Consider the following 25668-nt stretch of genomic DNA (forward strand, 5'->3'; position numbering starts at 1 on the left):
CCGCGGCGCCGCTGCGTGTGCGTGCGGCAGGAGGCGCCGTAGGCACAACGTCCGACGCGACCGCCGGGCGCGGGGCGCGCGCCGGCTCCCGGTCAGAACGTCGAACCGCTCGGCCCCGCCTCGCTGTCGCCAGGGCTGCCCGTCGTGGCCCCCGGGTCACCCGTGGAGGATGCGCCGCCGCCGGTGCCGCCCCCGTCCGCACCCCCGTCCGCACCGCCGTCCGCACCGCCGCCGGGGCCACCGCCTCCAGGGCCCGTGGAAGCGCCCCCGTCCGACGGCGAACCGCCCGTCGTGGCCCCGCCGCCGGTGCCGCCCCCGTCCGCACCCGCATCCGCACCGCCGTCCGCACCGCCGCCGGGGCCACCGCCTCCAGGGCCCGTGGAAGCGCCCCCGTCCGACGGCGAACCGCCCGTCGTGCCCGTGGAGCCCGTCGTGCCCGCCGAGGGGCCGCCGGTCGCCGACGAACCGCCTGCGGACGGCGAACTCCCGGTCGTACCGCCCGTCACCGAGGGCGAGCCGCCGGTCACCGGACCGCTCGTGTCCGAACCGTCCGCCGAGGAACCGCCGCCCGGTACCGCGGGGTCGCCCGCCGAGCCGCTCTCGCCCGGCCGCGCGGTGCCCGGTGCCGCGGGGGCGCCTCCCGTTCCGCCGAGGGCGCCGTCCCCGGGGCCGCCCGTGGGGGTGTCGGCGGGCTCGTCCGCGTCGAGGCCCTCGCTCCCCTCCGCTTCGTTCGCCGACTGTTCGTTGGTCACCCGGTCCGCCGGGGTCTCCTCGTCGGAGGCCGCGCCGAGGGTCACCATGGCGGCGAGGACCACGGCCAGCAATGCGCCCGCTCCGGCCGCGACCAGATGGCGCCGCGGGCCGGAGACGACGTGCCGGCGCGCCTGCACGAGCAGTCCGGCTGGCCGCGCCGGAGACGCCCGGCGGATCTCCACCGTCTCGGCCGGCGCGAAGGCGACCGTGGCGTCGGGGGCCGGGAACGCAGGCTCATCGGCGCCGACGGCCGGGCCGGTCCCGGCCTCTGCGCCGCCCGCACCGGCCGGGCTCGCGGCCTCCCGGTCGGCGACGAGGGCCAGCGCCCTGCGGCCGACGACCGTGCCACGCTTGTCCGCGAGTGCTCCGCGCATGGCGATGGACGCCTCGAGTTCGGCACGCGCCCGGTCGAGGCTGCCCGAGCAGAGGGCCAGCACGCCCAGTTCGTGGAGGAAGTAGGCCTCCTCGGCCACCTCGCCCGCCGTCCGGGCCGCCTCCTGCCCGGTCCGCAACGTGCGCTCCCATGCCTGCCAGTTGAGTCCGGCCGCGAACGCGGGCGCGGCACTGCGGGCCAGGAGCACCGCGGTACGGGCGTGCTCGACCTGCCGCGCCGGCACCAGGGAGCCCAGCGCGGCGAGGATCGCGTCCGCCTCGCCGCACGCCCGTGCGGGGGTCACGGAGGGGTGCGCGGTCCACCAGGCGTAGTGGCGGGCGGCCGTGTGGGCTCGCTCGACGGCGCCCTCGCCGTAGCCCGCGGCCTCCAGCTGGGCGGCGACTCCGGCCGCCAGCCGATAGCGGCTGCCGACGGGAGTGAGCAGTGCGCAGCCGGTCAGTTCGCCGAGTGCGGTGTCGGCGTGGGTGTCGCCGACGAGCGCCGGCAGATGTGCCTGGTGCGGGACCTCGCCGCCGAGGGCGAGGGCGAACCGGAGCGTTTCGCGGGCGGACCCGCTGAGGCGGGAGGCGAGCAGCGCGGCGGGGGCGGCTCCTTCGCCGAGCGTCGGCAGCGGGGTGTCGACGCCGTCGCCGAGGACACTGCCCTCGTCGTCGTCATCGCTGCGATCGGTGGCGGTGGCGCCGGTGTCCGCGCCGGTGACGGCGGTGGCGTCGGTGACGGCGGTGGCGCCGTCACCGCCGTCCCGCCCCGCGGAGCCGTTGCGCAGCATGTCGCGCTGCCTCAGCAGCGCGCCGGCCTGGACGAAGCGCAGGGGCAGCCCCTCCGACTCGAACCAGAGGTCGCCTGCCCAGTTCGCCTCCTCGTCGGTGAGCGGCCGCTCACCGGCTCGCTCCAGGAGTTCGAGGGCGGTGCCGCGATCGAGCCCGGCGAGGAACACCTCCTCGACCCCGGACCCGGCCGAGGGCGCCGCCACCTCGGGTGTCGCGGCGAACAGAAAGGCGCATTCCGGGGTGGCGTCGAGGAGTTCGTCCAGGGCGCCGCCGCCGAACTCCAGGTCGTCGACGAGGACGACGGCACCGATCTCGCCGACGTATCCGAGCAGTTCCGCCCGGCCGGGCCGGTGCAGCGGGGCGTGGTGGACCGCCGCGAACAGTTCGCGGAGCAGCTCGGCGGGCGTGCGGCGGTGCCCGGAGAGCCGTACGACGCCGTCCGGGGCCAGGTCCGCGCAGTCGGCGGCGACGGCGTCGAGGAGGGCGGTACGGCCCGATCCGGCGGGCCCGGTCAGCCGGACCGTGCGGCCGCGTCCCAGGAGGCGCACCAGCCGCCGACGCTCCTCCTGACGCTCCAGCAGCGGCAGCACCGGGGCGGCCGGCCCGGAGGGGACCGGGGGGCGGAGGGCGCGCCGCAGTTCCTCGCGCTCCCGGGGGGTGCGCCGTACGGGCGCCGCGGGGTGCCCACCGGGGCGGCAGGGCTCGATCTCGCTGCCGTCGACCGGGTTGACGGTGAGGACGAGTTCGCCGGCCACCACGCGTACCGTGCGTGCGGGCGCGGCCTTCTGGTGGGCGTACTCCGGCGGCACCGTGCCGCGCGCCGGGCGCTGGGCAGTGCCGTCTTCGGCACCGCCGCGGTACCCGTCGCGGCCGTACTCGTCCGGTTCCGTCCTCTTCGGGTCGGGATCCGTCGGGTCCGGATTCTTCGGGTCCGGATTCTTCGGGTCCGGATTCTTCGGGTCCGGATTCTTCGGGTCCATGGTCAAAGCCCCCCAGATGGCGTCTCGTGCGGAAGCCCCTCCGGCCGGCTGCACGCTCCGCTGCCGCTTCTGGTCCGGTGCCCGCCATGTGGGTTGGTGAAGAGGCGGGCGACCGGAGCCTAGACGTTCGGCGGGTGTCGGGGAACAGCCGGGGTGCCCGGCGGCGAGGACGTCACGCTCTCGTGACGATCGCACGTCCCGGCGGGGGTCGCCCGCTCAGACCCGGGGCAGGGACTCTGCGGCGATTCCGCCCTCGATGGCCAGAATGCGGTGCAGCCTGGTGGCCACCAGAAGCCGCTGCATCTGCGGCGGGACCCCGCGCAGCACGAGGCGCCGCCCGCAGCGGCCGGCCCGTCGGTGCGCGCCCATGATGACCCCCAGACCGGTGGCGTCCCAGGAGTCCAGTGTGCTCAGGTCGAGCACGAGGTCGCCCACTCCGTCGTCGACGGCCGCATGCAGGACCGTTCGGGCGTCCGCCGCGCTCCGGACGTCGAGGCGGCCCCCGACGACCAGCTCGGCGTGGTCGCCCCTGATGTGCATATGCGCTCCCCGAGAGTGCTTGTCCGTCGGAGCCGGCACCCACGCCGATCGACCGACCGCGGGGCGGCCGGTCCGCCGGGGGCGGACCGGCCTTCGACTGTCGCGTTCGACCGTGAGGCTCGACTGTCTCCGTGTTTGCACCAACTGACTGCCGTATGTGCAGAGAAGTTGCCGCCTGTAAGCGAACCGATACCGAATTCACCCGAAGGGGTGAAGGTGGGCAGGGGTGTAAGGTCCCGCGCACCCGGGATCGGCGTTCAGTGCTTGTAGAAGCCCTGCCCGCTCTTGCGTCCGATGTCACCGGCGTCCACCATCCGGCGCATCAGTTCCGGCGGTGCGAACTTCTCGTCCTGCGACTCGGTGTAGATGTTGCCGGTGGCGTGGAGCAGGATGTCGACACCGGTCAGGTCGGCGGTGGCCAACGGCCCCATCGCGTGCCCGAAGCCGAGCTTGCACGCGATGTCGATGTCCTCGGCGCTCGCCACTCCCGACTCGTAGAGCTTGGCCGCCTCGACGACGAGCGCCGAGATCAGACGGGTGGTCACAAAACCGGCGACATCGCGGTTGACGACGATGCAGGTCTTGCCGACGGACTCGGCGAACTCGCGTGCGGTGGCGAGCGTCTCGTCACTGGTCTTGTAGCCGCGGACGAGTTCGCACAGCTGCATCATCGGCACGGGCGAGAAGAAGTGGGTGCCCACGACGCGCTCCGGCCGCCCGGTCACGGCCGCGATCTTGGTGATGGGGATCGCGGACGTGTTGGAGGCGAGCACCGCCTCGTCCCCTACGAGCTTGTCGAGCGCCCGGAAGATCTCGTGCTTCACCTCGAGCTTCTCGAAGACCGCCTCGACCACGACGTCGGCGTCGGCGACCGCCTCGAGGTCCGTGGTCGTGGTGATGCGCGCCAACGCGGCCTCGGCGTCGGCCGCTTCGAGCCTGCCCTTGGCGACGAACCTGTCGTACGAGGCCCTGATGCCGTCGGTGCCTCGGGTCAGCGCCGCGTCGGTGACATCGCGCAGCACCACGTCCCAGCCCGCCTGGGCGGAGACCTGCGCGATGCCGGACCCCATGAGTCCGGCCCCGATGACGGCGAGCTTCCTGGCCACTGCTGCACCCCTCTTAACGCATGATTGCCTACCGGATCCCTGCGGAGGCTATCGGCCGCGGGCCGTCGTGTGGCGGCGAAGAGATGCGCGTCACGTCTCGGATGACGGACATCACACCGGCGACGGCTCGGAGGGCCGAACCGGGGCCGTTCCCAGGGCTGTCCCGTCGCCCCCAGCGGATCGGGGCGCGGCGCCGGATGCGGTGCACCGCAGGCCGGAGAGACGCCCCCGTACCAGGGGCATTCGGGCGATTCGGCAACACCGCGGGATGCCGCACCGCAGCCGCAGCCGCCGTCGTGCGCCCGGGGATCGCGGGACACACCGTAGGCTGACCGTATGGTCAATCTGACGCGCATCTACACGCGTACCGGCGACAAGGGCACCACGGCGCTCGGGGACATGAGCCGCACGAGCAAGACCGATGTGCGCATCGCCGCCTACGCGGACGCCAACGAGGCCAACGCGGCCATCGGTACGGCCATCGCGCTCGGCGGGCTCCCGCAGGCGGTCGTGGGGGTCCTCGTCCGGGTCCAGAACGACCTGTTCGACGTGGGCGCGGACCTGTGCACACCCGTCGTGGAGAACCCCGGGCACCCGCCGCTGCGGGTGGAGCAGGAGTACATCGACAAGCTGGAGGCGGACTGCGACCGCTTCCTCGCGGATCTGGACAAGCTGCGCTCGTTCATCCTGCCGGGCGGCACGCCGGGTGCCGCGCTGCTGCACCAGGCCTGCACGGTGGTGCGGCGGGCCGAGCGCTCCACCTGGGCCGCCGTCGAGGTGCACGGCGAGACGATGAACCCGCTGGCGGCCACCTACCTCAACCGGCTCTCCGACCTCCTCTTCATCCTCGCCAGGACGGCGAACAAGGAAGTCGGGGACGTCCTCTGGGTGCCGGGCGGAGAGCGCTGAGGGCTGTCCCGTGCGGCCGTGCGGTCCCGAACCGTACTGAGCCGTCCCCCCGCTGCCCCCGCTGCCCTGAGACGGCCGCCTGGACCGTCCTGGTCTACTGCAGGCCGTTCCGGGCCGTTCCGGGCGGTGAGCGACACCGCGCCCGCGGGTAACCCATCAGCGTAACGCGTCCTCCGCGCTCCTGGCCGGTGCGCGGCCGGTCCTGGCGGAAGGCGCTTCCGGAGGCCGCTGCCCCTCCGGACACCGCAGGGCCGGTCGCAACGGCTCGGGCCCGTCCCAGGCCGGCCCGCGTTCCCCCTCGGACTCCCGCTCCGGCACCGCCTCCGGCAGCAGATCCGGCCCTGGCACGGGCTCCGGCTCCGGCTCCGGCTCCGGAAGCCCTTCGGCGGCCTTCCTCGGGGACCTCTTCGTGGTCCTCTTCGTGGTCCTCTTCGGAAAGATCGCGTAGATCAGTGCGAACAGTCCGTGGAAGGCCGCGACCCGCCAGGAGAGGTGCATCCAGTCCTCCAGCGGGCCCGTCCGGGCCGGGTCCCCGACGTACCAGACGGCCGCCTGGAGCAGAACGGTGGCGACGGCCGTGCCCACCACCGTGCCCAGCCACACCCGGCCCTCGTGCCTCGCGCGCCCGGTGCCGTGGCGCGGGGGCTTCGCGGGTGGCGGGCCACCGCCCAGGCGGTGCGCGGCATGGCCGTCGAGCCATCTGACGGTTCGGTGGCCGTGGCCTGCCGTGTAGCCGATGTAGAGCGCGGCCAGACCGTGCCGCCAGCTCGGTTCGGCGCCGTTCCGGAGGTCGAGCACCGTTACCGTCAGCAGGACCAGCTCGAGCAGCGGCTCAACGAGCAGGAGGACCAGCCCGGTCCTCCGCATCCGCAGCAGATAGCGCGTGGCGAGACCGGCGGCCAGCAGCACCCAGAAGCCGACCTCGCAGAGAACGATCAGCGTGACGATCACGGTTGTCCCCCTCCTTCGTACCGAGTTCAGGCTGCCGGGCGCCGGTCATGGACGCGTCGTCACCGATGACGAACCACGGCTGCACCCTTCGATGTACCGCCGCTCATTCCGGCCGGGGAGGCCGGCCGCCGCACCCGGCGTGTTTCATGGGCTGATGGTCCTTCCCCGTCCCCATCGCGACGACGCCCTCATCGCCGTCAGCGGCCTCGCCGGCGGTCTGCTGCTGTGGGGGCTGGGACTGCACTCCACCGAGGGCGGCCGTCCGCTGTCCGGGCCGTGGACGGTCCTCGTACCGCTCCTCGCCATGTCGGGCCTGGAGCTGCTGCGGCGGACCCTGCCGACGGCCGCACTCCTCGCGGGTACGGCCGTGTTGGTGGCCGACCGGTTCACACCGGGGAGCATCGCGACGGTCCTGATGTTCACGGACCTCGTGTACGCGGCCGTCGTGTACGGCCCGCCGGCCTCGGCCCGGCGCATCCCCTACGCGGCCGGGCTGATCACGGTCGGGGCCACGCTCTGCTCCCTCGCCTGGTTCCGGGATCCGTCCGCGCTGCTCCTCGGCCTGGTCGTGGGGCTGGTGTCCGCGGGCCCGGCCACATCAGGCGCCCTCGTGCGCAACCACCGCGAGGCCGCGGAGGCGGCACGGCTGCGCGCGAACCAGACCGCGCTGCTCGCCGAGCTGGACCGCCGGGAGGCGATCACCGCCGAGCGCGCCAGAATGGCCCGGGAACTGCACGACCTGGTCGCCAACCACCTCTCCGCCATCGCCATCCACTCCACCGCCGCGCTGTCCCTGGACGAGCCGGCGACCACCCGTCAGGCACTCACCGTCATCCGGGAGAACAGCGTCGCGGGCCTTGCGGAGATGCGCCGGCTGATCGGGCTGCTGCGGGACAGCGGCGACCGTACCAGGCCCGCCGTCGCCCCCACCCTGGCCGGACTGGGCGCGCTCGTGGAACAGGCCGCCACCAGCGGCGCCGCGAGCGGGCTGAAGTGCACCCTGGACGCCGCCATCGACGCGGACGCGGCCCCGCCGGCACCGGTGGCGCTGGCCGCCTACCGGATCGTGCAGGAGTCGCTCACGAACGCGCTGAAGCACGCGGACGCGGGCGAGGTCGCCGTACGCCTCACCGGTGCGGCGGGCCGTACGCTGACGGTGACCGTCACCAGCCCCTGCGGCAGCGGGGCGGGGCCTCGCGCGCCCGGCTCGGGCGCGGGACTCGTCGGGATGCGGGAGCGGATCGCGCTGCTGGGCGGTGAGTTCGAGGCGGGCGCTGAGCCCGGCCCGGTCGGCGGCCCGGAGAGAATCTGGCGGGTGCGGGCGGTACTGCCCATGGTCGACGACAAGGAGCCCTCGTCATGATCCGGGTCGTGGTCGCGGAGGACCAGAAGTCCGTCAGGGCCGGTCTGGTGCTGATCCTGGGCAGTGCCCCCGGCATCGAGGTGGTGGGCGAGGCCGGAGACGGCGAGGAGGCGGTGCGGCTGGCCCGGGCGCTGCGGCCCGATCTCGTGCTGATGGACGTGCAGATGCCGCGTCTGGACGGGGTCTCGGCGACCCGCCGTATTGTCGGGGAGGGCCTGGCGGACGTGCTGGTGCTGACGACGTTCGACCTCGACGCGTATGTGTTCGGCGCCCTGCGCGCGGGGGCCGTCGGCTTCCTGCTGAAGGACACCGAGGCACGGGACATGGTCGATGCGGTGCGCACGGTCGCCCGCGGCGAGGGCCTGATCGCCCCGGCCGTGACCCGGCGGCTGCTCGCGGAGTTCGCCTCTCCCACGCCGGTGCCGTCGCGGGACCCGGCCGTGCTCGACACGCTGACGCCACGTGAGCGCGAGGTGCTGTGCTGCCTGGGCAAGGGCCTGTCGAACGCCGAGATCGCCGTGCGGCTCCGGATGGCCGAGGCCACCGCGAAGACCCATGTCAGCAGGCTCCTGGGCAAGCTCGACCTGCGCAGCCGCCTGCAAGCGGCCGTGCTGGCGCAGGATTTGGGGATCTGAGCGCCCGGGGGCGGTCCGACGCGACGGTGCGGGCCCCGCCTCCCCATCCGGCCGCCGGGGCGGCGGCTCCTGCGGCAGCGGCACGGCTCCCCAGCGGCGACGCGCCGGACGCCGCTTCCGTACCCGCGGCATTCCTCTGGTCAGACCGTCACCGGGTAGGACAGCAGGAGACTCACGGCAGTCAGCAGAGCGGCCACGGTGAGCCCGAGCAGCACCCACTGGGCGCGCCCCGCCCGGGCCCGGCCCGCCACCGCGGCGAAGAACAGGACAAGGGCGAACAGCACCGCGGTCAGCACGTAGTTGTCCGACCGCTGGTTCGCCTGGCGCGCCGTCGCCGACTTGCTCTCGGCCTCCCGCACCAGGCGCTCGGCCTGCTCCTCCGCGGCGAGTCGGTACTCCGGCATGTCGAACGGCGTCGGCGGCGCCTTCGGGTCGGTCAGCGGGCGCATCCTGAGCCAGGAGGACACGGCCGGCCCGAACTCGTCGCGGAAACGGTTGAAGAGAAAGCCGGAGACGCTGTCTGGATCCGGTGTGTACGTCCCCTCCCCGTCCGGCCGCTTCGACGGATCGGCGACGATCTCGTCATTGAGCGCGGTGAGCCACTGGGTGAAGGTGATCACGTCGATGGTCAGCAGCTGGCCCGCCTCCGCCGAACGCCGCGAGGACTCGGTGCGTGCCGCGGACGCCTGCGCGTAGGAGTTCGCCTGTACACCGCTCCACTTGGCGCTCTGGAAACCGGCCCAGGCGGTACCGACCGCGGCCAGCGCGAGGATGACCGTCAGGAAGAGTTCGATCCGTTCCCTTCCGCGCCCCTTCTCCGCCGGCTCGTCACCGCCGTGGCCGTCGGGGCCGCCTTGCCTGCCAGGACCGTCGGGGCCGTCGGGGCCGTCGGGGCCGTCGGGGCCGTCGGGGCCTTTCGGCCCGTCAGTTCCCCGATCCGGTCCCCCGCCGTCCGTGCCCTCCCCGGCATTCCCGTCCGCTGCACTCATGGCGCGAGCCTATGCGCGCGCAGGCGCGGACAGTGGCGCGAACCGGCCCGCCCTCGCCCAAGCGGGGGGCGCCGAGCCCAGCATCACCCGGATTCCGTAAGGGCTTACGAGCGGACCGGCGACCGGGCCCCTTGCCGTCGGTCACCGCGGCCCGGCTGCCGGGGGGCCGCGGTGACCGACGGCACCGCGATCGGGGCCGTCCAGGGGCACCCCCACCCACCGAGACACCCCCATCTCAGGCCACATCGACCCTCCCCCAGACTCCGTCCGGGGGCACCCCCACCCACCGAGACACCCCCATCTCAGGCCACATTGACTCGCTGGCCGGGAGGGGCGGCCTCGAGCCAGGCGAGGAAGCCGGTCAGGGCGTCCTCGCTCATGGCCAGTTCGAGACGGTTCCCCTCGTGCAGGCAGCCGAGGACGACCGCGTCCGACAGCAGCGCCAGTTCCTCCTCGCCCTCGGGCAGGCGCCGGGCGACCACCTCGATGGCCGAACGCTCCAGGGCGCGGCGCGGCCTCGGTGCGTAGGAGAAGACCCGGAACCACTCGACCCGGTCGCCGTTGTAGCGGGCCACGCCATACACCCAGCCCTTGCCGGAGTGGTCGTCATCGTCCGGTGCGTTCCAGCGCAGGCTGCAGTCGAAGGTGCCCCCCGAGCGCTGGATGAGTCTGCGGCGCAGGCCGAAGACGAAGAGCCCGATCACCACCAGTGCGACGACCAGTCCGCTCACCAGCAGAGCGAGGAACATCTCCACCGACCTCCTCGCTTCGTCCCGTAGCGGAATACGACCTGCGTCCGCGCTTGCGCTCGCGCTCGCCTCTGCATCTTCCCGCGTCCGCGTCTTCCCGCGTCTGCGTCTTCCTGCGTCTTTCTGCGTCTTCCTGCGTGTGCACCTGCATTGCCTCAGCCGCGACCTGGTCTGGAGAAGTCCAGTCCGGGCCGCGGCTGAGGGTGGTTCATCGGCGGGTATGCGCTCAGCGCACCGCCACCGCGCGCAGCCGAACCTCGGCGCGCCGCCCGGCGGCGGCGTCGTCCTCGGTCTTCGCACGCTCCAGCGCACGCTCGGCGCGCCGGGTGTCGATCTCGTCCGCCAGCTCGGCGATTTCCGCCAGCAGCGACAGCTTGTTGTCGGCGAACGAGAGGAAACCGCCGTGCACGGCGGCGACGACCGTCGCCTCGCTCGTACGGATGGTCACGGGGCCCGATTCCAGCACACCGAGCAGCGGCTGGTGACCGGGCATGACGCCGATGTCGCCGGACGTGGTGCGCGCGACGACCAGGTCGGCCTGGCCAGACCAGACCTGGCGGTCGGCGGCGACCAGCTCGACGTGCAGCTCAGCAGCCAAGGGTGGCTCCTCGGGTCACCACCCGGCGGTCATGCCGGGTGTTGGGTCGTAAGTCTAATAGGGGCCCGGGCGCCGAAACGCCCGGGGCCGTCCGGGGCCCGCCGCGCGGGCGGCTGGTTCAGGGCTCCGGGAAGGCGCGGCACGGGGGGCGGGGGCGGGACCCGCCCCCCGTCGTGAGTCGCGGGACTCAGGAGACGCCGAGCTCCTTGGCGTTCTTCTTGAGGTCCTCGAGACCACCGCACATGAAGAAGGCCTGCTCCGGGAAGTGGTCGAAGTCGCCGTCGCAGATCGCGTTGAACGCGGCGATCGACTCGTCCAGCGGAACGTCGGAACCGTCCACGCCGGTGAACTGCTTCGCCGCGTGGGTGTTCTGGGACAGGAAGCGCTCGACCCGACGGGCGCGGTGGACGACGAGCTTGTCCTCCTCGCCCAGCTCGTCGATACCGAGGATCGCGATGATGTCCTGGAGGTCCTTGTACTTCTGCAGGATCCCCTTGACGCGCATGGCGGTCGTGTAGTGGTCCTGCGAGATGTAGCGGGGGTCCAGGATGCGGGACGTGGAGTCCAGCGGGTCCACCGCGGGGTAGATGCCCTTCTCGGAGATCGGACGGGAGAGCACCGTCGTCGCGTCGAGGTGGGCGAAGGTGGTGGCCGGCGCCGGGTCGGTCAGGTCGTCGGCGGGGACGTAGATCGCCTGCATCGAGGTGATCGAGTGACCGCGGGTCGAGGTGATGCGCTCCTGCAGGAGGCCCATCTCGTCCGCCAGGTTCGGCTGGTAGCCCACCGCGGACGGCATGCGGCCGAGGAGGGTGGACACCTCGGAACCGGCCTGGGTGAAGCGGAAGATGTTGTCGATGAAGAACAGCACGTCCTGCTTCTGCACATCGCGGAAGTACTCCGCCATGGTCAGACCGGCCAGGGCGACCCGCAGACGGGTGCCCGGGGGCTCGTCCATCTGGCCGAAGACCAGAGCGGTCTTGTCCAGAACGCCGGACTCCTCCATCTCGGCGATGAGGTCGTTGCCCTCACGGGTGCGCTCGCCGACACCGGCGAACACGGAAACGCCCTCGTGCAGCTTCGCCACACGCATGATCATTTCCTGGATGAGGACGGTCTTGCCGACACCGGCGCCACCGAACAGGCCGATCTTTCCACCCTTGACGTACGGGGTGAGAAGGTCGACGACCTTCAGGCCGGTCTCGAACATCTCGGTCTTGGACTCGAGGTCCTCGAACTTCGGGGCCTTGCGGTGGATCTCCCAGCGCTCGGACTCCTGGCCGTTCGCCTCCGGCTCGTTCAGCACCTCGCCGAGGGTGTTGAACACCTTGCCCTTGGTGAAGTCGCCGACCGGGACGGTGATGCCCTTGCCCGTGTCGGTCACCGGGGCCTGGCGGACCAGGCCGTCGGTGGGCTGCATCGAGATGGTGCGCACGACGCCCTCGCCGAGGTGCTGTGCGACCTCGAGGGTGAGGGTCTTGGTGGCGCCCGGGGTCGCCGGGTCCGGCACCTCGACGGTCAGCGCGTTGTAGATCTCCGGCATCGCGTCGACGGGGAACTCCACGTCGACGACCGGGCCGATGACCCGCGCGACGCGGCCGGTGGCCACGCCGGCCGGAACGGTCGGCTCAACAGTGGTGGTCATTAGTAGTCACTCCCCGCGGTCGCGTCGGCCAGGGCGCTCGCGCCACCGACGATCTCGCTGATTTCCTGGGTGATGTCGGCCTGGCGGGCCGCGTTGGCAAGTCGGGTGTAGGTGTTGATCAGCTCACCCGCGTTGTCGGTCGCCGACTTCATCGCCTTGCGGCGGGACGCGTGCTCGGAAGCCGCGGCCTGCAGCAGGGCGTTGTAGATCCGGCTCTCGACGTACCGCGGCAGCAGGGCGTCGAGGACGTCCTCCGCCGACGGCTCGAAGTCGAACAGCGGAAGCAGCTCGCCCTTCCCGCCGCCCCCGGCCCCCGCCGCACCGAGGCTGAGCGGCAGGAGCCGGCCGTCGACCGGCGTCTGCGTCAGCATCGAGACGAACTCGGTGAAGACGATGTGGAGCTCGTCCACGCCGCCCTCGGCCGTGTCCTTCCCGATCGCCTCGATCAGGGGCGCCGCGATCTCCTTGGCGTCGGCGTACGACGGGTTGTCGGTGAAGCCCGTCCACGAGTCCGCGAGCGTCAGTTCGCGGAAGCCGTAGTAGGCCACGCCCTTGCGGCCGACGACATAGGTGTCGACCTCCTTGCCCTCGCCACGCAGCCGCTCGGTCAGCCGGGCGGCCGTCTTGATGGCGTTCGACGAGTAGCCGCCGGCCAGACCGCGGTCGCTCGTGAGGAGCAGGACCGCGGCACGGGCCGGGGACTCCGCCTCCGTGGTCAGCGGGTGCTTCGTGTTCGAACCGGTCGCCACCGCCGTGACCGCGCGGGTCAGCTCGGTCGCGTAGGGAGTGGAGGCCGCCACCTTGCGCTGCGCCTTGACGATGCGCGAGGCGGAGATCATCTCCATCGCCTTGGTGATCTTCTTCGTCGCGGTGACCGACTTGATACGACGCTTGTAGACCCGGAGCTGGGCTCCCATGAGTCAGGTCCCTTCCGTCGTCACTTCGAGGCGTTGACGGCCGCCGGAGCGTCCTCGCCGAGCAGCCTGCCGTCGGAGGTCTCGAACTGCTTCTTGAAGTCGGCGATCGCCTCGGCGAGCTTCTCCAGCAGATCGTCGGACATCTTGCCGCCCTCGCGGATGGAGGTCATCAGCGTCTTGTGCTCGCGGTGCAGGAACTCGAGCAGCTCGGACTCGAAGCGGCGGATGTCCTCGACCGGGACGTCGTCCATCTTGCCGGTGGTACCGGCCCAGATGGAGACGACCTGGTTCTCCGTCGAGTACGGGGCGTACTGCGGCTGCTTCAGCAGCTCGACCATGCGCTTGCCGCGCTCCAGGGCGGACTTCGAAGCGGCGTCCAGGTCGGAACCGAAGGCGGCGAACGCCTCCAGCTCGCGGTACTGGGCCAGGTCGACGCGGAGCCGGCCGGAGACCTGCTTCATGGCCTTGTGCTGGGCGGAGCCACCGACGCGGGAGACCGAGATACCGACGTTCAGGGCCGGGCGCTGACCGGCGTTGAACAGGTCGGACTCCAGGAAGCACTGGCCGTCGGTGATGGAGATGACGTTGGTCGGGATGAACGCCGAGACGTCGTTGGCCTTGGTCTCGACGATCGGCAGACCGGTCATCGAGCCGGCGCCCATGTCGTCGGACAGCTTGGCGCAGCGCTCCAGCAGACGGGAGTGCAGGTAGAAGACGTCACCCGGGTAGGCCTCACGGCCCGGCGGGCGGCGCAGCAGCAGCGACACGGCGCGGTAGGCGTCGGCCTGCTTCGACAGGTCGTCGAAGACGATGAGGACGTGCTTGCCCTCGTACATCCAGTGCTGGCCGATGGCCGAGCCGGTGTACGGCGCCAGGTACTTGAAGCCGGCCGGGTCGGACGCCGGGGCGGCGACGATCGTCGTGTACTCGAGGGCGCCGGCCTCCTCCAGCGCGCCGCGCACGGACGCGATGGTGGAGCCCTTCTGTCCGACGGCGACGTAGATGCAGCGGACCTGCTTCGACGGGTCGCCGGAGCGCCAGTTGTCGCGCTGGTTGATGATCGTGTCGACGGCCAGGGCGGTCTTGCCGGTCTGGCGGTCGCCGATGATCAGCTGACGCTGGCCGCGGCCGACCGGGGTCATCGCGTCGACGGCCTTGTAGCCCGTCTCCATGGGCTCGTGGACCGACTTGCGCTGCATGACCGTGGGGGCCTGCAGTTCGAGGGCGCGGCGGCCCGAGGTCTCGATCTCGCCGAGGCCGTCGATCGGGTTGCCGAGCGGGTCGACAACGCGGCCGAGGTAGCCCTCGCCGACGGCGACGGACAGGACCTCGCCGGTGCGCTGGACCGGCTGGCCCTCCTCGACACCGCTGAACTCACCGAGGACGATGGCACCGATCTCGCGCTCCTCGAGGTTGAGGGCGAGGCCGAGGGTGCCGTCCTCGAACTTCAGCAGTTCGTTGGCCATCGTCGAGGGAAGACCCTCGACCTTCGCGATGCCGTCGCCGGCAAGGCTGACCGTACCGACCTCCTCGCGCGAGGCCGCGTCCGGCTTGTACGACTGGACAAAGTTCTCCAGCGCGTCCCGGATCTCCTCCGGCCGGATCGTGAGCTCCGCCATCTGGGTTCCCTGCTCTCCTTGTTGGGCCCGAAGTTTCTTTGGGGGTCTGGGGCTGTGTCCATGACGGCTCGCGCCGCGGGACCCCCAGGAATCCTCTGCGGCCCAACCGGGCCGCTCTAGCAATTCTTCTGTGACGTGGTGGCCGGTCAGCCCGCGAGGCGGCGCTGCGCCCCGGCGATGCGGTCCAGGACCGTCCCGTCGATCAGCTCGTCGCCGACCCGCACCGAGATCCCGCCGAGGACCCCGGGGTCCACGTCCAGGTTCAGGTGCATCTCACGGCCGTACACGTTCGCCAGTACGGCTGCGAGGCGCTGCTTCTGCCGGTCGGACAGCGGTACCGCGGAGGTGACCACGGCGACCAGCCGGTTCCGGCGCTCGGCGGCCAGCTTGGAGAGGGACTCCAGTCCCGCTTCCAGGCTACGTCCACGCGGTGCCGTGACGAGACGGACCACGAGCCGCTCGGTGACGGGGTCGACCCTGCCGCCGAGGAGGCCGCGGACCAGCTGGGACTTGGCGGCCGCCGTGGCGGTGCGGTCGGTCAGCGCGGCGCGCAGGTCCGGGTTGGACGCGACGATCCGGCCGAACCGGAACAGCTCGTCCTCCACCCCGTCCAGGGCGCCGGCCCGCTGCGCGGCCGTGAGCTCGGCGGTGGCCGCCAGCTTCTCCAGCGCGTCCACCAGGTCGCGGGACTGCGACCAGCGGGAGCGGACCATCCCGGAGACCAGGTCGGCGGACTCGCCGCCCACCTGACCGCTCAGCAGCCGGGCGGCCAGCTCGGCCTTGCCCTCACCGGGCTGCGCCGGGTCGGTCAGGACCCGACGCAGCGACACCTCGCGGTCGAGCAGCGCGGTGACGGCGACCAGCTCCTCGGCGAGCTTCGCCGCGTCGGCCGACGTGCTGTCGGTCAGCGCGTCGAGACGCTCGCGTGCGGCGGCCAGTGCCTCGCGGCTCGCTCCGTTCATCGGGCAGCCTCGGCCTTCTCCTCGAGCTCGTCGAGGAAGCGGTCGATGACGCGGCTCTGGCGGGCGTGGTCCTCGAGGGACTCGCCGACCAGCTTGCCGGCCAGGTCGGTGGCCAGCTGGCCCACGTCCTGGCGCAGCGCGGACGCCGCTGCCTTGCGGTCGGCCTCGATCTGGGCGTGGCCGGCGGCGACGATCTCCTCGCGCTGCCGCTGGCCTTCCGCACGCATCTCGGCGATGATCGCGGCGCCCTGCTCCGTGGCCTCCTGGCGCAGACGCGCGGCCTCGTGACGGGCCTCGGCGAGCTGAGCGCGGTACTGCTCGAGCACGCTCTGGGCCTCGACCTGGGCCGCCTCGGCCTTCTCCATGCCGCCTTCGATGGCCTCGCGGCGCTCCTCCAGAACCCTGTTGATGTTCGGGAGGAGCTTCTTGGCGAGGAAGAAGAAGACGATGGCGAAGGCGATCGTGCCGACGAGCAGCTCGGGGCCTGGGGGAACGAGCGGGTTCTGCTCCTCCCCGGCCGCCAGCTGAACGAGGTTGGCGATCACATCAGTGCCTTTCGTCGATAAGTGGTCGGTGAAGTGTTAGTTCACTGACCGTAAACGAACGGCATAACGATGCCGATGAGGGCGAGCGCCTCACAGAAGGCGAAGCCGAGGATCTGGTTGGCGCGGATCAGGCCGGCGGCCTCGGGCTGACGGGCCAGGGCCTGGGTGCCGTTACCGAAGACGATGCCGACGCCGATGCCGGGGCCGATGGCGGCGAGGCCGTAGCCGATGGAGCCGAGCGAACCGGAGACAGCGGCGAGGGTCTCAGTGGCAGCCATGCTGATTCTTCCTTTTCATTTACGGACCGGTGGGGGTTGGCCACCGGACGGTTCTGGGGAGGGGTGCGGGCGAGGCGGGGCTCAGTGGTGCTCGGCGAGAGCGCCCTGAATGTAGGAGCAGGCCAGCAGGACGAAGACGTACGCCTGGACGGCCTGGACGAAGAGCTCGAAGACGATCATGGCCATCGTCATCACGAAGGAGACGCCGGCGGCCGGGATGAGCCAGCTGTTCAGCAGGTACCAGGAGGCGACGGTGAACATCACCAGCATCAGGTGTCCGGCGAACATGTTGGCGAAGAGCCGGACCGCGTGGGTGAAGGGGCGGACCAGCAGGTTGGAGAAGAACTCGATGAACGAGACCAGCCACTTGATCGGGCCGAGCGACGAGTCGTAACCGGTGATGTTCTTCCAGCCACCGACGAAGCCATGGCGCTTGAAGGTCAGCGAGACCCAGATCACGTAGACGATCAGGGCCAGGACCATCGGGTACGCGATGATCGACGCCACCGGGAACTGGGCCAGCGGGACCACGGACCAGATGTTCATGATCCAGACGAAGAAGAAGATGGAGACCATCAGCGGGACGAACTTCTCGCCCTCCCGCTTGCCGATGGTCTCGTAGACGATCCCGCGGCGCACGAAGTCGTAGCCCGCCTCGCCGATCATCTGCAGCTTGCCCGGGACGACCTTCGCCCTGCCGAACGCCGCGTAGAAGAAGCTGACGACGACGAGCGTGGTGATCAGCGCGAGCAGCATCACCTTGTTGAACTCGAAGCCGCCTACGGTGGCGATCGGCTGGAAGAGGAAGGAGTGCAGGCCCGGCGCCGGAAAGCCACAGCCGTTGTCGGCCAGGATGCGGCAGCTCCAGTCAAAGGCGAGCGTGGTCTGTTCAGCACTCACCGCGGGCTCCTTCGGCGTGACGCATGGGTTCGGCAACCTCGTTGTGTCGGCGCGGCGCGCAGCCGCGAGTCGGCACCGGACTGGTGTTTCGGATGTGGGGGCGGCGGTCAGGCATCGAGGCCTCGCGATCGAGCAGGCGTCAGCTCAGATGCCCGCGCCCGCAGTGCCGCAGTTGGCACCGGACGATAGCAGTTCCTCGAACGCGCACTTATCCCGGCCCTACCCGTCACGCCGACGGCCCCGTCTTCTCGCCCCTGCGGGCTTCCGACGGCTCCGGTTCGACGTAGAGGATCTTGGCCTTCATATGGGCACGGGCCTGTGCGGCCACCCAGACGAGCGTCGACGCGACGATCGAGGCCGCGAAGGTCCTGGGGTTGAACAGGGTGGTGTCCTTGAAGGCGGCGACGAAGAGGAACAGCACGAGCAGCTGCGTTGTGTAGAGCATCAGGCCCATCGCCTGGAACAGCTGCGGGAAGCTCTTCGCGGTCCGCTGCAGCACCACGATCCCGATACCCATGAAGAGGATGACCACCAGAGTGCCGACGACCGCGCCGAGGGCCCCCTTGCCGCCGGCGACCACACCGCTGACGATCGCGGCGAGCACGCCGACGGCGGCGGTGGGCACGACGGTCTGAAGGAGAGTCCGGACGTCATTGGACGGCATGGCGTCAACTCCGCTGGGTGGTGGGGCAGGGGTGTCGTCGAGGACGAGCGTGGATCCGGTCCGAGGTGGGTCTCGGGCACCGAAGAGACCGTCGCACTGCGGTCCTTCGGCTCTGTCTCCGGTTCTCGTGAACCGTATCACAATCTATTTGAAGAGGTCTTTACCCGTTGGTGTGCCAACTCTCACACATGAGAGTGAGGTCGCGCGTGTGTGCAGGACACATTACCGCTTTGTCTGGTATTGGGCGTGAGTGCCCTCTCGGCACTCGTCCGGGATCCCCGGACGGCACATGCCGGGCACTGCCGGACCGCCGGTTCCCGGGGCGCCCGAACCGCCGGGCACTGCCGGACCACCGGTTCCCGGGAGGCCGGACCGCCGTGACCGCCGGGCAGCCCTGAGACGGCACTGCCGTGGCGACCGGACCGCCGGCATCACGACCCCGGGGACGCGGGCCGCCCCCGCCCGGCCATCTTTTCATCACATTGTGTGGCCGATCGGCGTGGCCCCGGTTGACACTACTTCCGCGCCGCCGTGAACCGCGAACGCGACCCGATCGCCGTCGCCCCGTTGATTCCCGCGGGCACCGGGATACGCCCGTCCTCGGGGCTCACCGCAGCCGGATCGGCGGGATCCGCGACGCCGACCGCATCGACAGGATCGACCGCATCGACCGCATCGACCGGATCCGTGCGGTCCGCCGCCCGGCCGGCCGGGACGCCCCGCGCCGGGGCCGGCACAGGCGCCGCGGCACGCCGCCGGCGGCGGTAGCGCGGCGGGACGAAGGACTCCGCCCAGCGCGGCGCCCGCGGAGTGAAACGCGGCAGCAGCAACAGCACCAGGCCCACGAAGCTGAGCACCACGATGACGAACACGATCCACATCGAGGCGCTGTGGACCGAGTAGAGGACGACCCCGAACGCGATCAGGGCCGACCAGAAGTACATGATCAGCACCGCGCGGCTGTGCGAGTGCCCGATCTCCAGCAGTCGGTGGTGGAGGTGGCCGCGGTCGGCGGCGAACGGCGACTTGCCCTTCCAGGTCCGCCGGACGATCGCCAGCAGCAGGTCGGCGACCGGAATGGCGATGATGGTCAGCGGGAGCAGCAGCGGAATGAAGACCGGCAGCGCGGCGTGGGTGGCCTGCCGGGTGCCGCCCTCGAACAGCTTCAGCGCGTCCGGGTCCACCTGGCCCGTCACCGAGATCGCGGACGCGGCCAGCACCAGGCCGATCAGCATCGATCCCGAGTCGCCCATGAAGATCCGCGCCGGATGCATGTTGTGCGGCAGGAAGCCCAGGCACATACCCATCAGCACGGAGGCGAACAGGGTCGCCGGAGCCGCGGCCTCGACGCCGTAGCCGAACCACATCCGGTACGCGTACAGGAAGAACGCCGCGGACGCGATGCACACCATGCCCGCGGCCAGGCCGTCCAGGCCGTCCACGAAGTTCACCGCGTTGATCGTGACCAGGACCAGCGCGACCGTCAGCAGCGTGCCCTGCCACTGGGTGAGGGAGACCGTCCCGACGCCCGGGATCGGCAGCCACAGGATCGTCAGGCCCTGCATCACCATCACACCCGCGGCGATCATCTGGCCGCCGAGCTTGATCAGGGCGTCGATCTCGAACTTGTCGTCCAGCACGCCGATCAGCCAGATCAGCGCGGCGCCGGAGAGCAGGGCGCGGGGCTCGTTGGAGAGCTCGAACACACTGTTGAGGTTCTGCAGATGGTCGGCGACGAGCAGGCCGGCGCACAGGCCGAAGAACATGGCGATGCCGCCGAGCCGCGGCGTCGGTTCACGGTGGACGTCACGGGCCCGGATATCCGGCATCGCCCCGGTCGCGATGGCGAACTTCCGCACCGGTCCGGTCAGAAGGTAGGTCACCGCAGCCGTGACGCAGAGCGTCAGCAGGTAATCACGCACGGGCTGCCCCAGAGGAATCGCTGGCCATCTCAGCCCCACACACTAGCTTTGTTGACCACATGCCTGAGGACATACCAGCGGCCCGGACGGTTGCAGGTCCCCGCGTCGGCCGAGGATCCGGCCCCGTGCGGCAGATTCCGGACCGGCTCCGGAGAGGTTCCCGACCTGTTCCCCAGGGGGTTCCCGCCTCGCTCCCGATCGCCTGCCACGCGCCCCCTCCGGCACCGGTCCCGCCGCAAAGCACCTTCCATCCTCCCGCGATCCCCCGCAGTCCGCCCACGATCCGGCCGCAGTCCGGTCTCAGTAGGGCGGAAACCTCCTGGCCAGATCCCGTACTTCCTCGCGCACGCGGTGGATGTCATCGGAGCCCGTGCCGAGTGCCGTGCCGAAGAGCACGGCGATCCTCGCCATCTCGGCCGGCCCCATGCCCTGGGTGGTGACGGCAGCGGTGCCCAGGCGGATGCCCCGGCCGTCGCCGTACGGCAGCGCGCAGGTGTCGAGCACCATTCCGGCGGCGGCGAGCCGCCCGCGGGCCGTGCGGCCGTCCACGCCGAGCGGCGCCGGGTCCGCGGTGATCAGATGGGTGTCCGTGCCGCCGGTGGTGACCGCGAAGCCCTCGGCCTCCAGCCCCTCCGCGAGGACCCTGGCGTTGGCGACGACCTGGTGGGCGTAGCCGGCGAACCTCGCCGTCGCCGCCTCGCCGAACGCGACGGCCTTGGCGGCGATCGTGTGCATCTGGGCGCCGCCCTGGGTGAAGGGGAACACCGCGCGGTCGATCCGCTCGGCCAGATGGCTGCCGCAGAGGATCATGCCGCCCCGCGGTCCGCGCAGCACCTTGTGCGTCGTGGCGCACACGACGTCCGCGTGCGGGACCGGGCTGGGGGCCGCTCCCCCGGCGATCAGGCCCATCGGATGGGCGGCGTCGGCGATCAGATAGGCCCCGACCTCGTCGGCGATCTCCCGGAACACGGCGTAGTCGGGGTGCCGCGGATAGGAGATCGATCCGCACACGACGGCCTTCGGCCGGTGCTCGCGCGCGAGCCTGAGGATGTGCTCGTAGTCGAGCAGCCCCGACTCGGCGTCGACACCGTACGGGACGAAGGTGAACCACCGTCCGGAGAAGTTGGCCGGTGAGCCGTGTGTGAGGTGCCCGCCGAAGGCCAGGCCCATCGCGAGGACGGTGTCCCCCGGCCGCAGCAGCGCCGCGTACGCCGCGAGGACCGCCGAGGAGCCCGAATGGGGCTGCACATTGGCGTGGTCGGCGCCGAAGAGGGCGGTGGCCCGGTCGATCGCGATCCGCTCGGCGGCGTCGACGAGTTCGCAGCCGCCGTGGTGGCGCGCGCCCGGGTAGCCCTCGGCGTACTTGTTGGCGAGCGGGGAGCCGAGCGCCGCGAGGACGGCCGGCGAGGTGAAGTTCTCCGCCGCGATCAGCTGGAGGCAGTCGGCCTGCCGGGCCGTCTCGCCGAGCACGACCTCGGCGATCTCGGGGTCCTGGCGGCGCAGGACGTCGAGACCGGCGAGCGCGTCCGGGATGCGGGCGGGTGCGGGGGTACTGACCGGCATCGTGGTCTCCCGGCCTCATGTGGGGGGTGTACGGCCCCTCCAATGTAGGTCCGGGGGCGCCCGGCCGCCCGCCGTCCCGCGGCCCGGATCGGCCCCGTTCGGCCGTCCGGGCCACGCCGCGACCAGGCCGCCCGGTGGTCCGCGGCCGGACCGGCCCATCGGGCGCAGCGGCCGGCTGCCACGCCGTCGGGCGGGACCACGGCGGAGAGGCCGGAGAACGGCGAGGGGCCGGGCAACGGCGGAGGGGCCGGACGACGGCGAGGCGCCGGACGACGGCGGAGAGGCCGGACAGCGGCAGAGCGGCCGGACAACGGCGGAGGACCGGTCCCGGACAGGGGGCCCCGGGGGTCCGCCCGCGCGCCCCCACCGTCAGCCGTCAGCGGTGCGCCCAGGCCCCACAGGTCAGCGGCACCGCGCGGGGCCCGGGTCAGCGGCCCCTCGGGTGCACCTCAGCGGCTCGGGGGCACGCCCGTCAGCGCCGTCAGCACCGGGTCCAGCGCCTGGTGGATCTCGTCGCCGATGGACCGGAAGAAGGTGACGGGCCCCCCGTACGGGTCGTGGACCTCGTCCGCCTCCGCGCTCGGCGCCAGCAGCCAGCCGCGCAGTGCCGCGGCCGCCCGCACCAGGGCTCTGGCGCGCTCGACGACGCCGTCCTGGTCGGGGTCGGGCAGGGTCGCGGGGTCTATGGCCCGCACGAGCCGGGTGAACTCCTTCAGGGTGAAGGTGCGCAGGCCCGCCGAGTGCCCCATGGAGATGACCTGGGCCCGGTGGTCGCGGGTGGCCGTGAGCACGAGATCCGCCCGGATGACGTGCTCGTCGAGCAGCTCGCGCCCCAGGAAGCCGCCGGGGTCGGCGCCGAAGTCCGTGAGGACCGTCGCGGCGTTCGCCTCCATCGGAGCGCCCTCGTGGCCCCAGGTGCCGGCGCTCTCCACGAGCAGCCCGCCGGCCAGGGGGTCGCCGAGCCGGCGGCTGAGGGCATGACGCGTCAGCCGCTCGGTGATCGGCGAGCGGCAGACGTTGCCGGTGCTGACGTGGAGGATCCGGAATGTGCCGCCGGCGGCGGCCGTACCTTCTATGCCACGTCCCTCAGGGACGGTCACTGTGCCGGCCCCCGGCTGTTCGCTCCGGTCACGGCGCCACCTCGAGGTCGGGTACGACCTTGCGCAGCTCGTCCGCCTCCAGGGCGCCGGCCCGCAGCAGGACCGGGACCTCGCCGGTGACGTCGACGATCGAGGACGGCACGTTGCCGGGCGTCGGACCGCCGTCGAGGTACACGGACACCGAATCGCCGAGCATGTCCCGAGCGGCGTCGCAGGTCTCGGGCGCCGGGTGGCCGGTGAGGTTCGCCGACGACACGGCCATCGGGCCGACCTCGGTGAGGAGTTCGATGGCGACCGGGTGCAGCGGCATCCGGATGGCGACGGTGCCGCGGGTGTCCCCGAGGTCCCACTGCAGCGACGGCTGGTGCCGGGCGACGAGCGTCAGCGCCCCGGGCCAGAACGCGTCGACGAGTTCCCACGCCTGCTCGGAGAAGTCGGTGACCAGTCCGTGGAGTGTGTTCGGCGAGCCGATGAGGACGGGGGTGGGCATGTTGCGCCCGCGTCCCTTCGCCGTCAGGAGATCGGCGACGGCCCCGGAGCCGAACGCGTCCGCGCCGATGCCGTAGACGGTGTCGGTGGGCAGCACGACGAGTTCGCCGCGGCGGACGGCCGAGGCGGCTTCCCGCAGGCCGGTGGCGCGGTCCGTCGCGTCGTTGCAGTCGTATCGCCGAGCCATCAGCGGGCCTCCTCGTTGTCGGTCACTCTGTTCTCCGCCCGGCTCCCGGCCGGGGTGGCCCCCGCCCCGGCGGCCGGGTGTGCGCCAGCGGTCCCCGGTGCGCGGCCCCGGTGCGGCCGGGACCTCCTCGCGCCGGGGGCCCTCACGGCATGGCCTTGCGGGCCGTCGCGAAGCGCGGGCGGTTGTTGAGGTCGGGGTGGTCGGCCGCGTCGGCCCAGCCCGCCTCCTCGCTGAAGATCCAGGGCACCTGACCGCCCTGGGTGTCGGCGTGCTCGACGACGACGAGACCGCCCGGGCGCAGCAGCCGGTGCGCCGTGCGCTCGATGCCGCGGATGGTGTCGAGGCCGTCCTCACCGGAGAACAGCGCCATCTGCGGGTCGTGGTCACGTGCCTCCGGGGCCACGTACTCCCACTCGGTGAGCGGGATGTACGGCGGGTTGGAGATGACCAGGTCGACCTGCCCGTCGAGTTCGGGGACGGCCGAGAGGGCGTCCCCCTGGTGGACGGTGACCCGGGATCCCGCGGCGTTCCTCCGCGTCCAGCCGATCGCGTCGTCGGACAGCTCGACGGCGTGCACCCGGGACCGCGGCACCTCCTGGGCGATCGCCAGCGCGATGGCGCCCGAGCCGGAGCACAGGTCGACGACGAGCGGCTCGACGACGTCCATGGCGCGCACCGCGTCTATGGCCCAGCCGACGACCGACTCGGTCTCGGGGCGCGGTACGAAGACCCCGGGGCCCACCCGGAGCTCCAGGTAGCGGAAGAACGCGCGTCCGGTGATGTGCTGCAGCGGTTCCCGGGCCTCGCGGCGGGCGACGGCCTCCCAGTAGCGGGCGTCGAAGTCCGCGTCCTCGACCAGGTGGAGTTCGCCGCGCTTGACGCCGTGGACGAAGGCGGCCAGTTCCTCCGCGTCGAAGCGCGGTGAGGGCACCCCTGCGTCGGCCAGCCGCCGGGTGGCCTGGGCCACCTCGGCTAGCAGCAGGGAGCGGGGGGACCGGGATCGTCCCCCGGGGAGCGACTGCACGCTGGTCCTCCGGGCTGGGCGGGGTCGTTCGTGGTTGCGCGGCTCACGCCGCGGCGAGCTTCGCGGCGGAGTCGGCGTCGACGCAGGCCTGGATCACCGCGTCCAGCTCACCGTCGAGCACCTGGTCCAAGTTGTACGCCTTGAAGCCGACGCGGTGGTCCGAGATCCGGTTTTCCGGGAAGTTGTACGTACGGATCTTCTCGGAGCGGTCGACCGTACGGACCTGGCTGCGGCGGGCGTCGGCGGCCTCCTGCTCGGCCGCCTCCGTCGCCGCCGCGAGGAGCCTGGAGCGCAGGATGCGCATCGCCTGCTCCTTGTTCTGGAGCTGGCTCTTCTCGTTCTGGCAGGAGGCGACGACCCCGGTGGGGACGTGGGTGATGCGCACCGCGGAGTCCGTGGTGTTGACGGACTGGCCGCCGGGGCCCGAGGAGCGGTAGACGTCGATCCGCAGATCGGCGGGGCTGATCTCCACGTCGATCTCCTCGGCCTCCGGGGTCACGAGGACGCCGGCGGCGGAGGTGTGGATGCGCCCCTGGGACTCGGTGGCGGGGACGCGCTGCACGCGGTGCACCCCGCCCTCGTACTTCAGCCGTGCCCAGACGCCCTGGCCCGGCTCGGGGGTCGCGTTGCCCTTGAGCTTCACCGCGACCTGGACGTCCTTGTAGCCGCCGAGCTCCGACTCGGTGGCGTCGATGATCTCGGTCTTCCAGCCGACGCGCTCGGCGTAGCGGAGGTACATCCGCAGCAGGTCGCCGGCGAACAGCGCCGACTCATCGCCGCCCGCCCCCGCCTTGATCTCCAGGATGACGTCCTTGTCGTCGCTGGGGTCGCGGGGTACGAGGAGCAGCCGCAGCTTCTCGGTGAGTTCCTCGCGCTGCTTCTCCAGGTCCTTGACCTCGGCGGCGAAGTCGGGGTCGTCGGCGGCGAGTTCGCGGGCCGTGTCGATGTCGTCCCCGGTCCGCTTCCAGGCGCGGTAGGTGCCGATGATCGGGGTCAGCTCGGCGTACCGCTTGTTGAGCCGACGCGCGTGTCCCTGGTCGGCGTGGACCGAAGGGTCGGCGAGCTGCTTCTCGAGGTCGGCGTGCTCGCCGACCAGTTCATCGACCGCTTCGAACATCG

The 25668-nt window shown here is 71.9% G+C and carries 23 protein-coding genes and 1 pseudogene; 3 read left to right on the plus strand and 21 right to left on the minus strand.

What is annotated here, in order from left to right:
* Positions 1–92 precede the first annotated feature (92 nt).
* The 3 genes from SCWH03_RS09035 to SCWH03_RS09045 all read right to left on the minus strand — a co-directional run bounded on the left by SCWH03_RS09035 (position 93) and on the right by SCWH03_RS09045 (position 4543).
* The gene (locus SCWH03_RS09035; RefSeq protein ID WP_254076629.1) at positions 93–2897 is read right to left on the minus strand and encodes an ATP-binding protein; all 2805 of its coding nucleotides are present in this window, start codon (positions 2895–2897) and stop codon (positions 93–95) included.
* Between the two features lie 216 nt (positions 2898–3113).
* Complete coding sequence (locus SCWH03_RS09040; RefSeq protein WP_017946872.1) at positions 3114–3437, minus strand: STAS domain-containing protein; 324 nt, start codon at positions 3435–3437, stop codon at positions 3114–3116.
* A 257-nt stretch (positions 3438–3694) separates the two neighbouring features.
* Entirely contained in the window at positions 3695–4543 is an 849-nt protein-coding gene (locus tag SCWH03_RS09045; protein WP_173263639.1) for a 3-hydroxyacyl-CoA dehydrogenase family protein, read from the minus strand.
* Between the two features lie 336 nt (positions 4544–4879).
* Here SCWH03_RS09045 and SCWH03_RS09050 point away from each other — a divergent pair, with 336 nt between their 5' ends.
* On the plus strand, positions 4880–5452 hold the full coding sequence (locus tag SCWH03_RS09050) for a cob(I)yrinic acid a,c-diamide adenosyltransferase (RefSeq protein WP_173263640.1): 573 nt from the start codon (positions 4880–4882) through the stop codon (positions 5450–5452).
* A 396-nt stretch (positions 5453–5848) separates the two neighbouring features.
* On the opposite strand, the pseudogene SCWH03_RS09055 reads toward SCWH03_RS09050, so the two are convergent.
* A pseudogene (locus SCWH03_RS09055) lies at positions 5849–6403 on the minus strand (hypothetical protein); the annotation flags it as partial.
* A 151-nt stretch (positions 6404–6554) separates the two neighbouring features.
* Here SCWH03_RS09055 and SCWH03_RS09060 point away from each other — a divergent pair.
* Entirely contained in the window at positions 6555–7766 is a 1212-nt protein-coding gene (locus SCWH03_RS09060) for a sensor histidine kinase (RefSeq protein WP_173263778.1), read from the plus strand.
* Positions 7763–8401 carry a response regulator gene (locus SCWH03_RS09065; RefSeq protein ID WP_173263641.1) on the plus strand — a complete coding sequence of 213 codons (639 nt, stop codon included), beginning with the start codon at positions 7763–7765 and terminating at the stop codon, positions 8399–8401. The genes SCWH03_RS09060 and SCWH03_RS09065 overlap by 4 nt, the downstream gene beginning before the upstream one ends.
* Positions 8402–8541: 140 nt before the next feature.
* Here the strand turns inward: SCWH03_RS09065 and SCWH03_RS09070 are convergent, their stop codons facing one another.
* The 17 genes from SCWH03_RS09070 to prfA form a co-directional block, all read right to left on the minus strand.
* Entirely contained in the window at positions 8542–9390 is an 849-nt protein-coding gene (locus SCWH03_RS09070; RefSeq protein WP_173263642.1) for a hypothetical protein, read from the minus strand.
* Between the two features lie 302 nt (positions 9391–9692).
* A complete protein-coding gene (locus tag SCWH03_RS09075; RefSeq protein WP_173263779.1) occupies positions 9693–10139 on the minus strand; it encodes a DUF2550 domain-containing protein in 447 nt (148 codons plus the stop codon).
* A 226-nt stretch (positions 10140–10365) separates the two neighbouring features.
* On the minus strand, positions 10366–10737 hold the full coding sequence (locus tag SCWH03_RS09080) for a F0F1 ATP synthase subunit epsilon (protein ID WP_173263643.1): 372 nt from the start codon (positions 10735–10737) through the stop codon (positions 10366–10368).
* Positions 10738–10924: 187 nt separating this feature from the next.
* Positions 10925–12379: a F0F1 ATP synthase subunit beta gene (gene atpD / locus SCWH03_RS09085; protein WP_173263644.1), complete on the minus strand. Its 1455-nt coding sequence runs from the start codon at positions 12377–12379 to the stop codon at positions 10925–10927.
* Positions 12379–13296: a F0F1 ATP synthase subunit gamma gene (locus SCWH03_RS09090; RefSeq protein WP_173263645.1), complete on the minus strand. Its 918-nt coding sequence runs from the start codon at positions 13294–13296 to the stop codon at positions 12379–12381. Before SCWH03_RS09090 ends, atpD begins: the two co-directional genes overlap by 1 nt.
* A gap of 20 nt (positions 13297–13316) precedes the next feature.
* On the minus strand, positions 13317–14915 hold the full coding sequence (gene atpA / locus SCWH03_RS09095; protein WP_173263646.1) for a F0F1 ATP synthase subunit alpha: 1599 nt from the start codon (positions 14913–14915) through the stop codon (positions 13317–13319).
* Between the two features lie 146 nt (positions 14916–15061).
* Positions 15062–15877: a F0F1 ATP synthase subunit delta gene (locus SCWH03_RS09100; RefSeq protein ID WP_173263647.1), complete on the minus strand. Its 816-nt coding sequence runs from the start codon at positions 15875–15877 to the stop codon at positions 15062–15064.
* Positions 15874–16422, minus strand: coding sequence for a F0F1 ATP synthase subunit B (locus SCWH03_RS09105; protein WP_173263648.1), 549 nt, complete (start codon positions 16420–16422; stop codon positions 15874–15876). The genes SCWH03_RS09100 and SCWH03_RS09105 overlap by 4 nt, the downstream gene beginning before the upstream one ends.
* Before the next feature lie 41 nt (positions 16423–16463).
* Entirely contained in the window at positions 16464–16700 is a 237-nt protein-coding gene (gene atpE, locus SCWH03_RS09110; protein ID WP_138053101.1) for an ATP synthase F0 subunit C, read from the minus strand.
* Positions 16701–16781: 81 nt separating this feature from the next.
* Positions 16782–17600 (minus strand): F0F1 ATP synthase subunit A, encoded by an 819-nt coding sequence (atpB, locus tag SCWH03_RS09115; protein WP_503827450.1) that lies wholly within the window; start codon positions 17598–17600, stop codon positions 16782–16784.
* Between the two features lie 226 nt (positions 17601–17826).
* Entirely contained in the window at positions 17827–18264 is a 438-nt protein-coding gene (locus SCWH03_RS09120) for a Cg1360 family ATP-synthase-associated protein (protein WP_173263649.1), read from the minus strand.
* Positions 18265–18779: 515 nt separating this feature from the next.
* The gene (locus tag SCWH03_RS09125) at positions 18780–20186 is read right to left on the minus strand and encodes an MraY family glycosyltransferase (protein WP_216854727.1); all 1407 of its coding nucleotides are present in this window, start codon (positions 20184–20186) and stop codon (positions 18780–18782) included.
* A gap of 300 nt (positions 20187–20486) precedes the next feature.
* Complete coding sequence (gene glyA, locus SCWH03_RS09130; protein WP_173263651.1) at positions 20487–21749, minus strand: serine hydroxymethyltransferase; 1263 nt, start codon at positions 21747–21749, stop codon at positions 20487–20489.
* Between the two features lie 449 nt (positions 21750–22198).
* Positions 22199–22849 (minus strand): arsenate reductase/protein-tyrosine-phosphatase family protein, encoded by a 651-nt coding sequence (locus tag SCWH03_RS09135; protein WP_173263652.1) that lies wholly within the window; start codon positions 22847–22849, stop codon positions 22199–22201.
* A gap of 28 nt (positions 22850–22877) precedes the next feature.
* Positions 22878–23525 (minus strand): L-threonylcarbamoyladenylate synthase, encoded by a 648-nt coding sequence (locus SCWH03_RS09140; RefSeq protein WP_173263653.1) that lies wholly within the window; start codon positions 23523–23525, stop codon positions 22878–22880.
* Positions 23526–23667: 142 nt separating this feature from the next.
* A complete protein-coding gene (gene prmC, locus SCWH03_RS09145; protein ID WP_173263654.1) occupies positions 23668–24549 on the minus strand; it encodes a peptide chain release factor N(5)-glutamine methyltransferase in 882 nt (293 codons plus the stop codon).
* 43 nt (positions 24550–24592) lie between these two features.
* Entirely contained in the window at positions 24593–25666 is a 1074-nt protein-coding gene (prfA, locus tag SCWH03_RS09150) for a peptide chain release factor 1 (protein ID WP_173263655.1), read from the minus strand.
* Positions 25667–25668: the final 2 nt, after the last annotated feature.

It is taken from the genome of Streptomyces pacificus (assembly GCF_011766325.1).
Lineage (GTDB): Bacteria > Actinomycetota > Actinomycetes > Streptomycetales > Streptomycetaceae > Streptomyces > Streptomyces pacificus.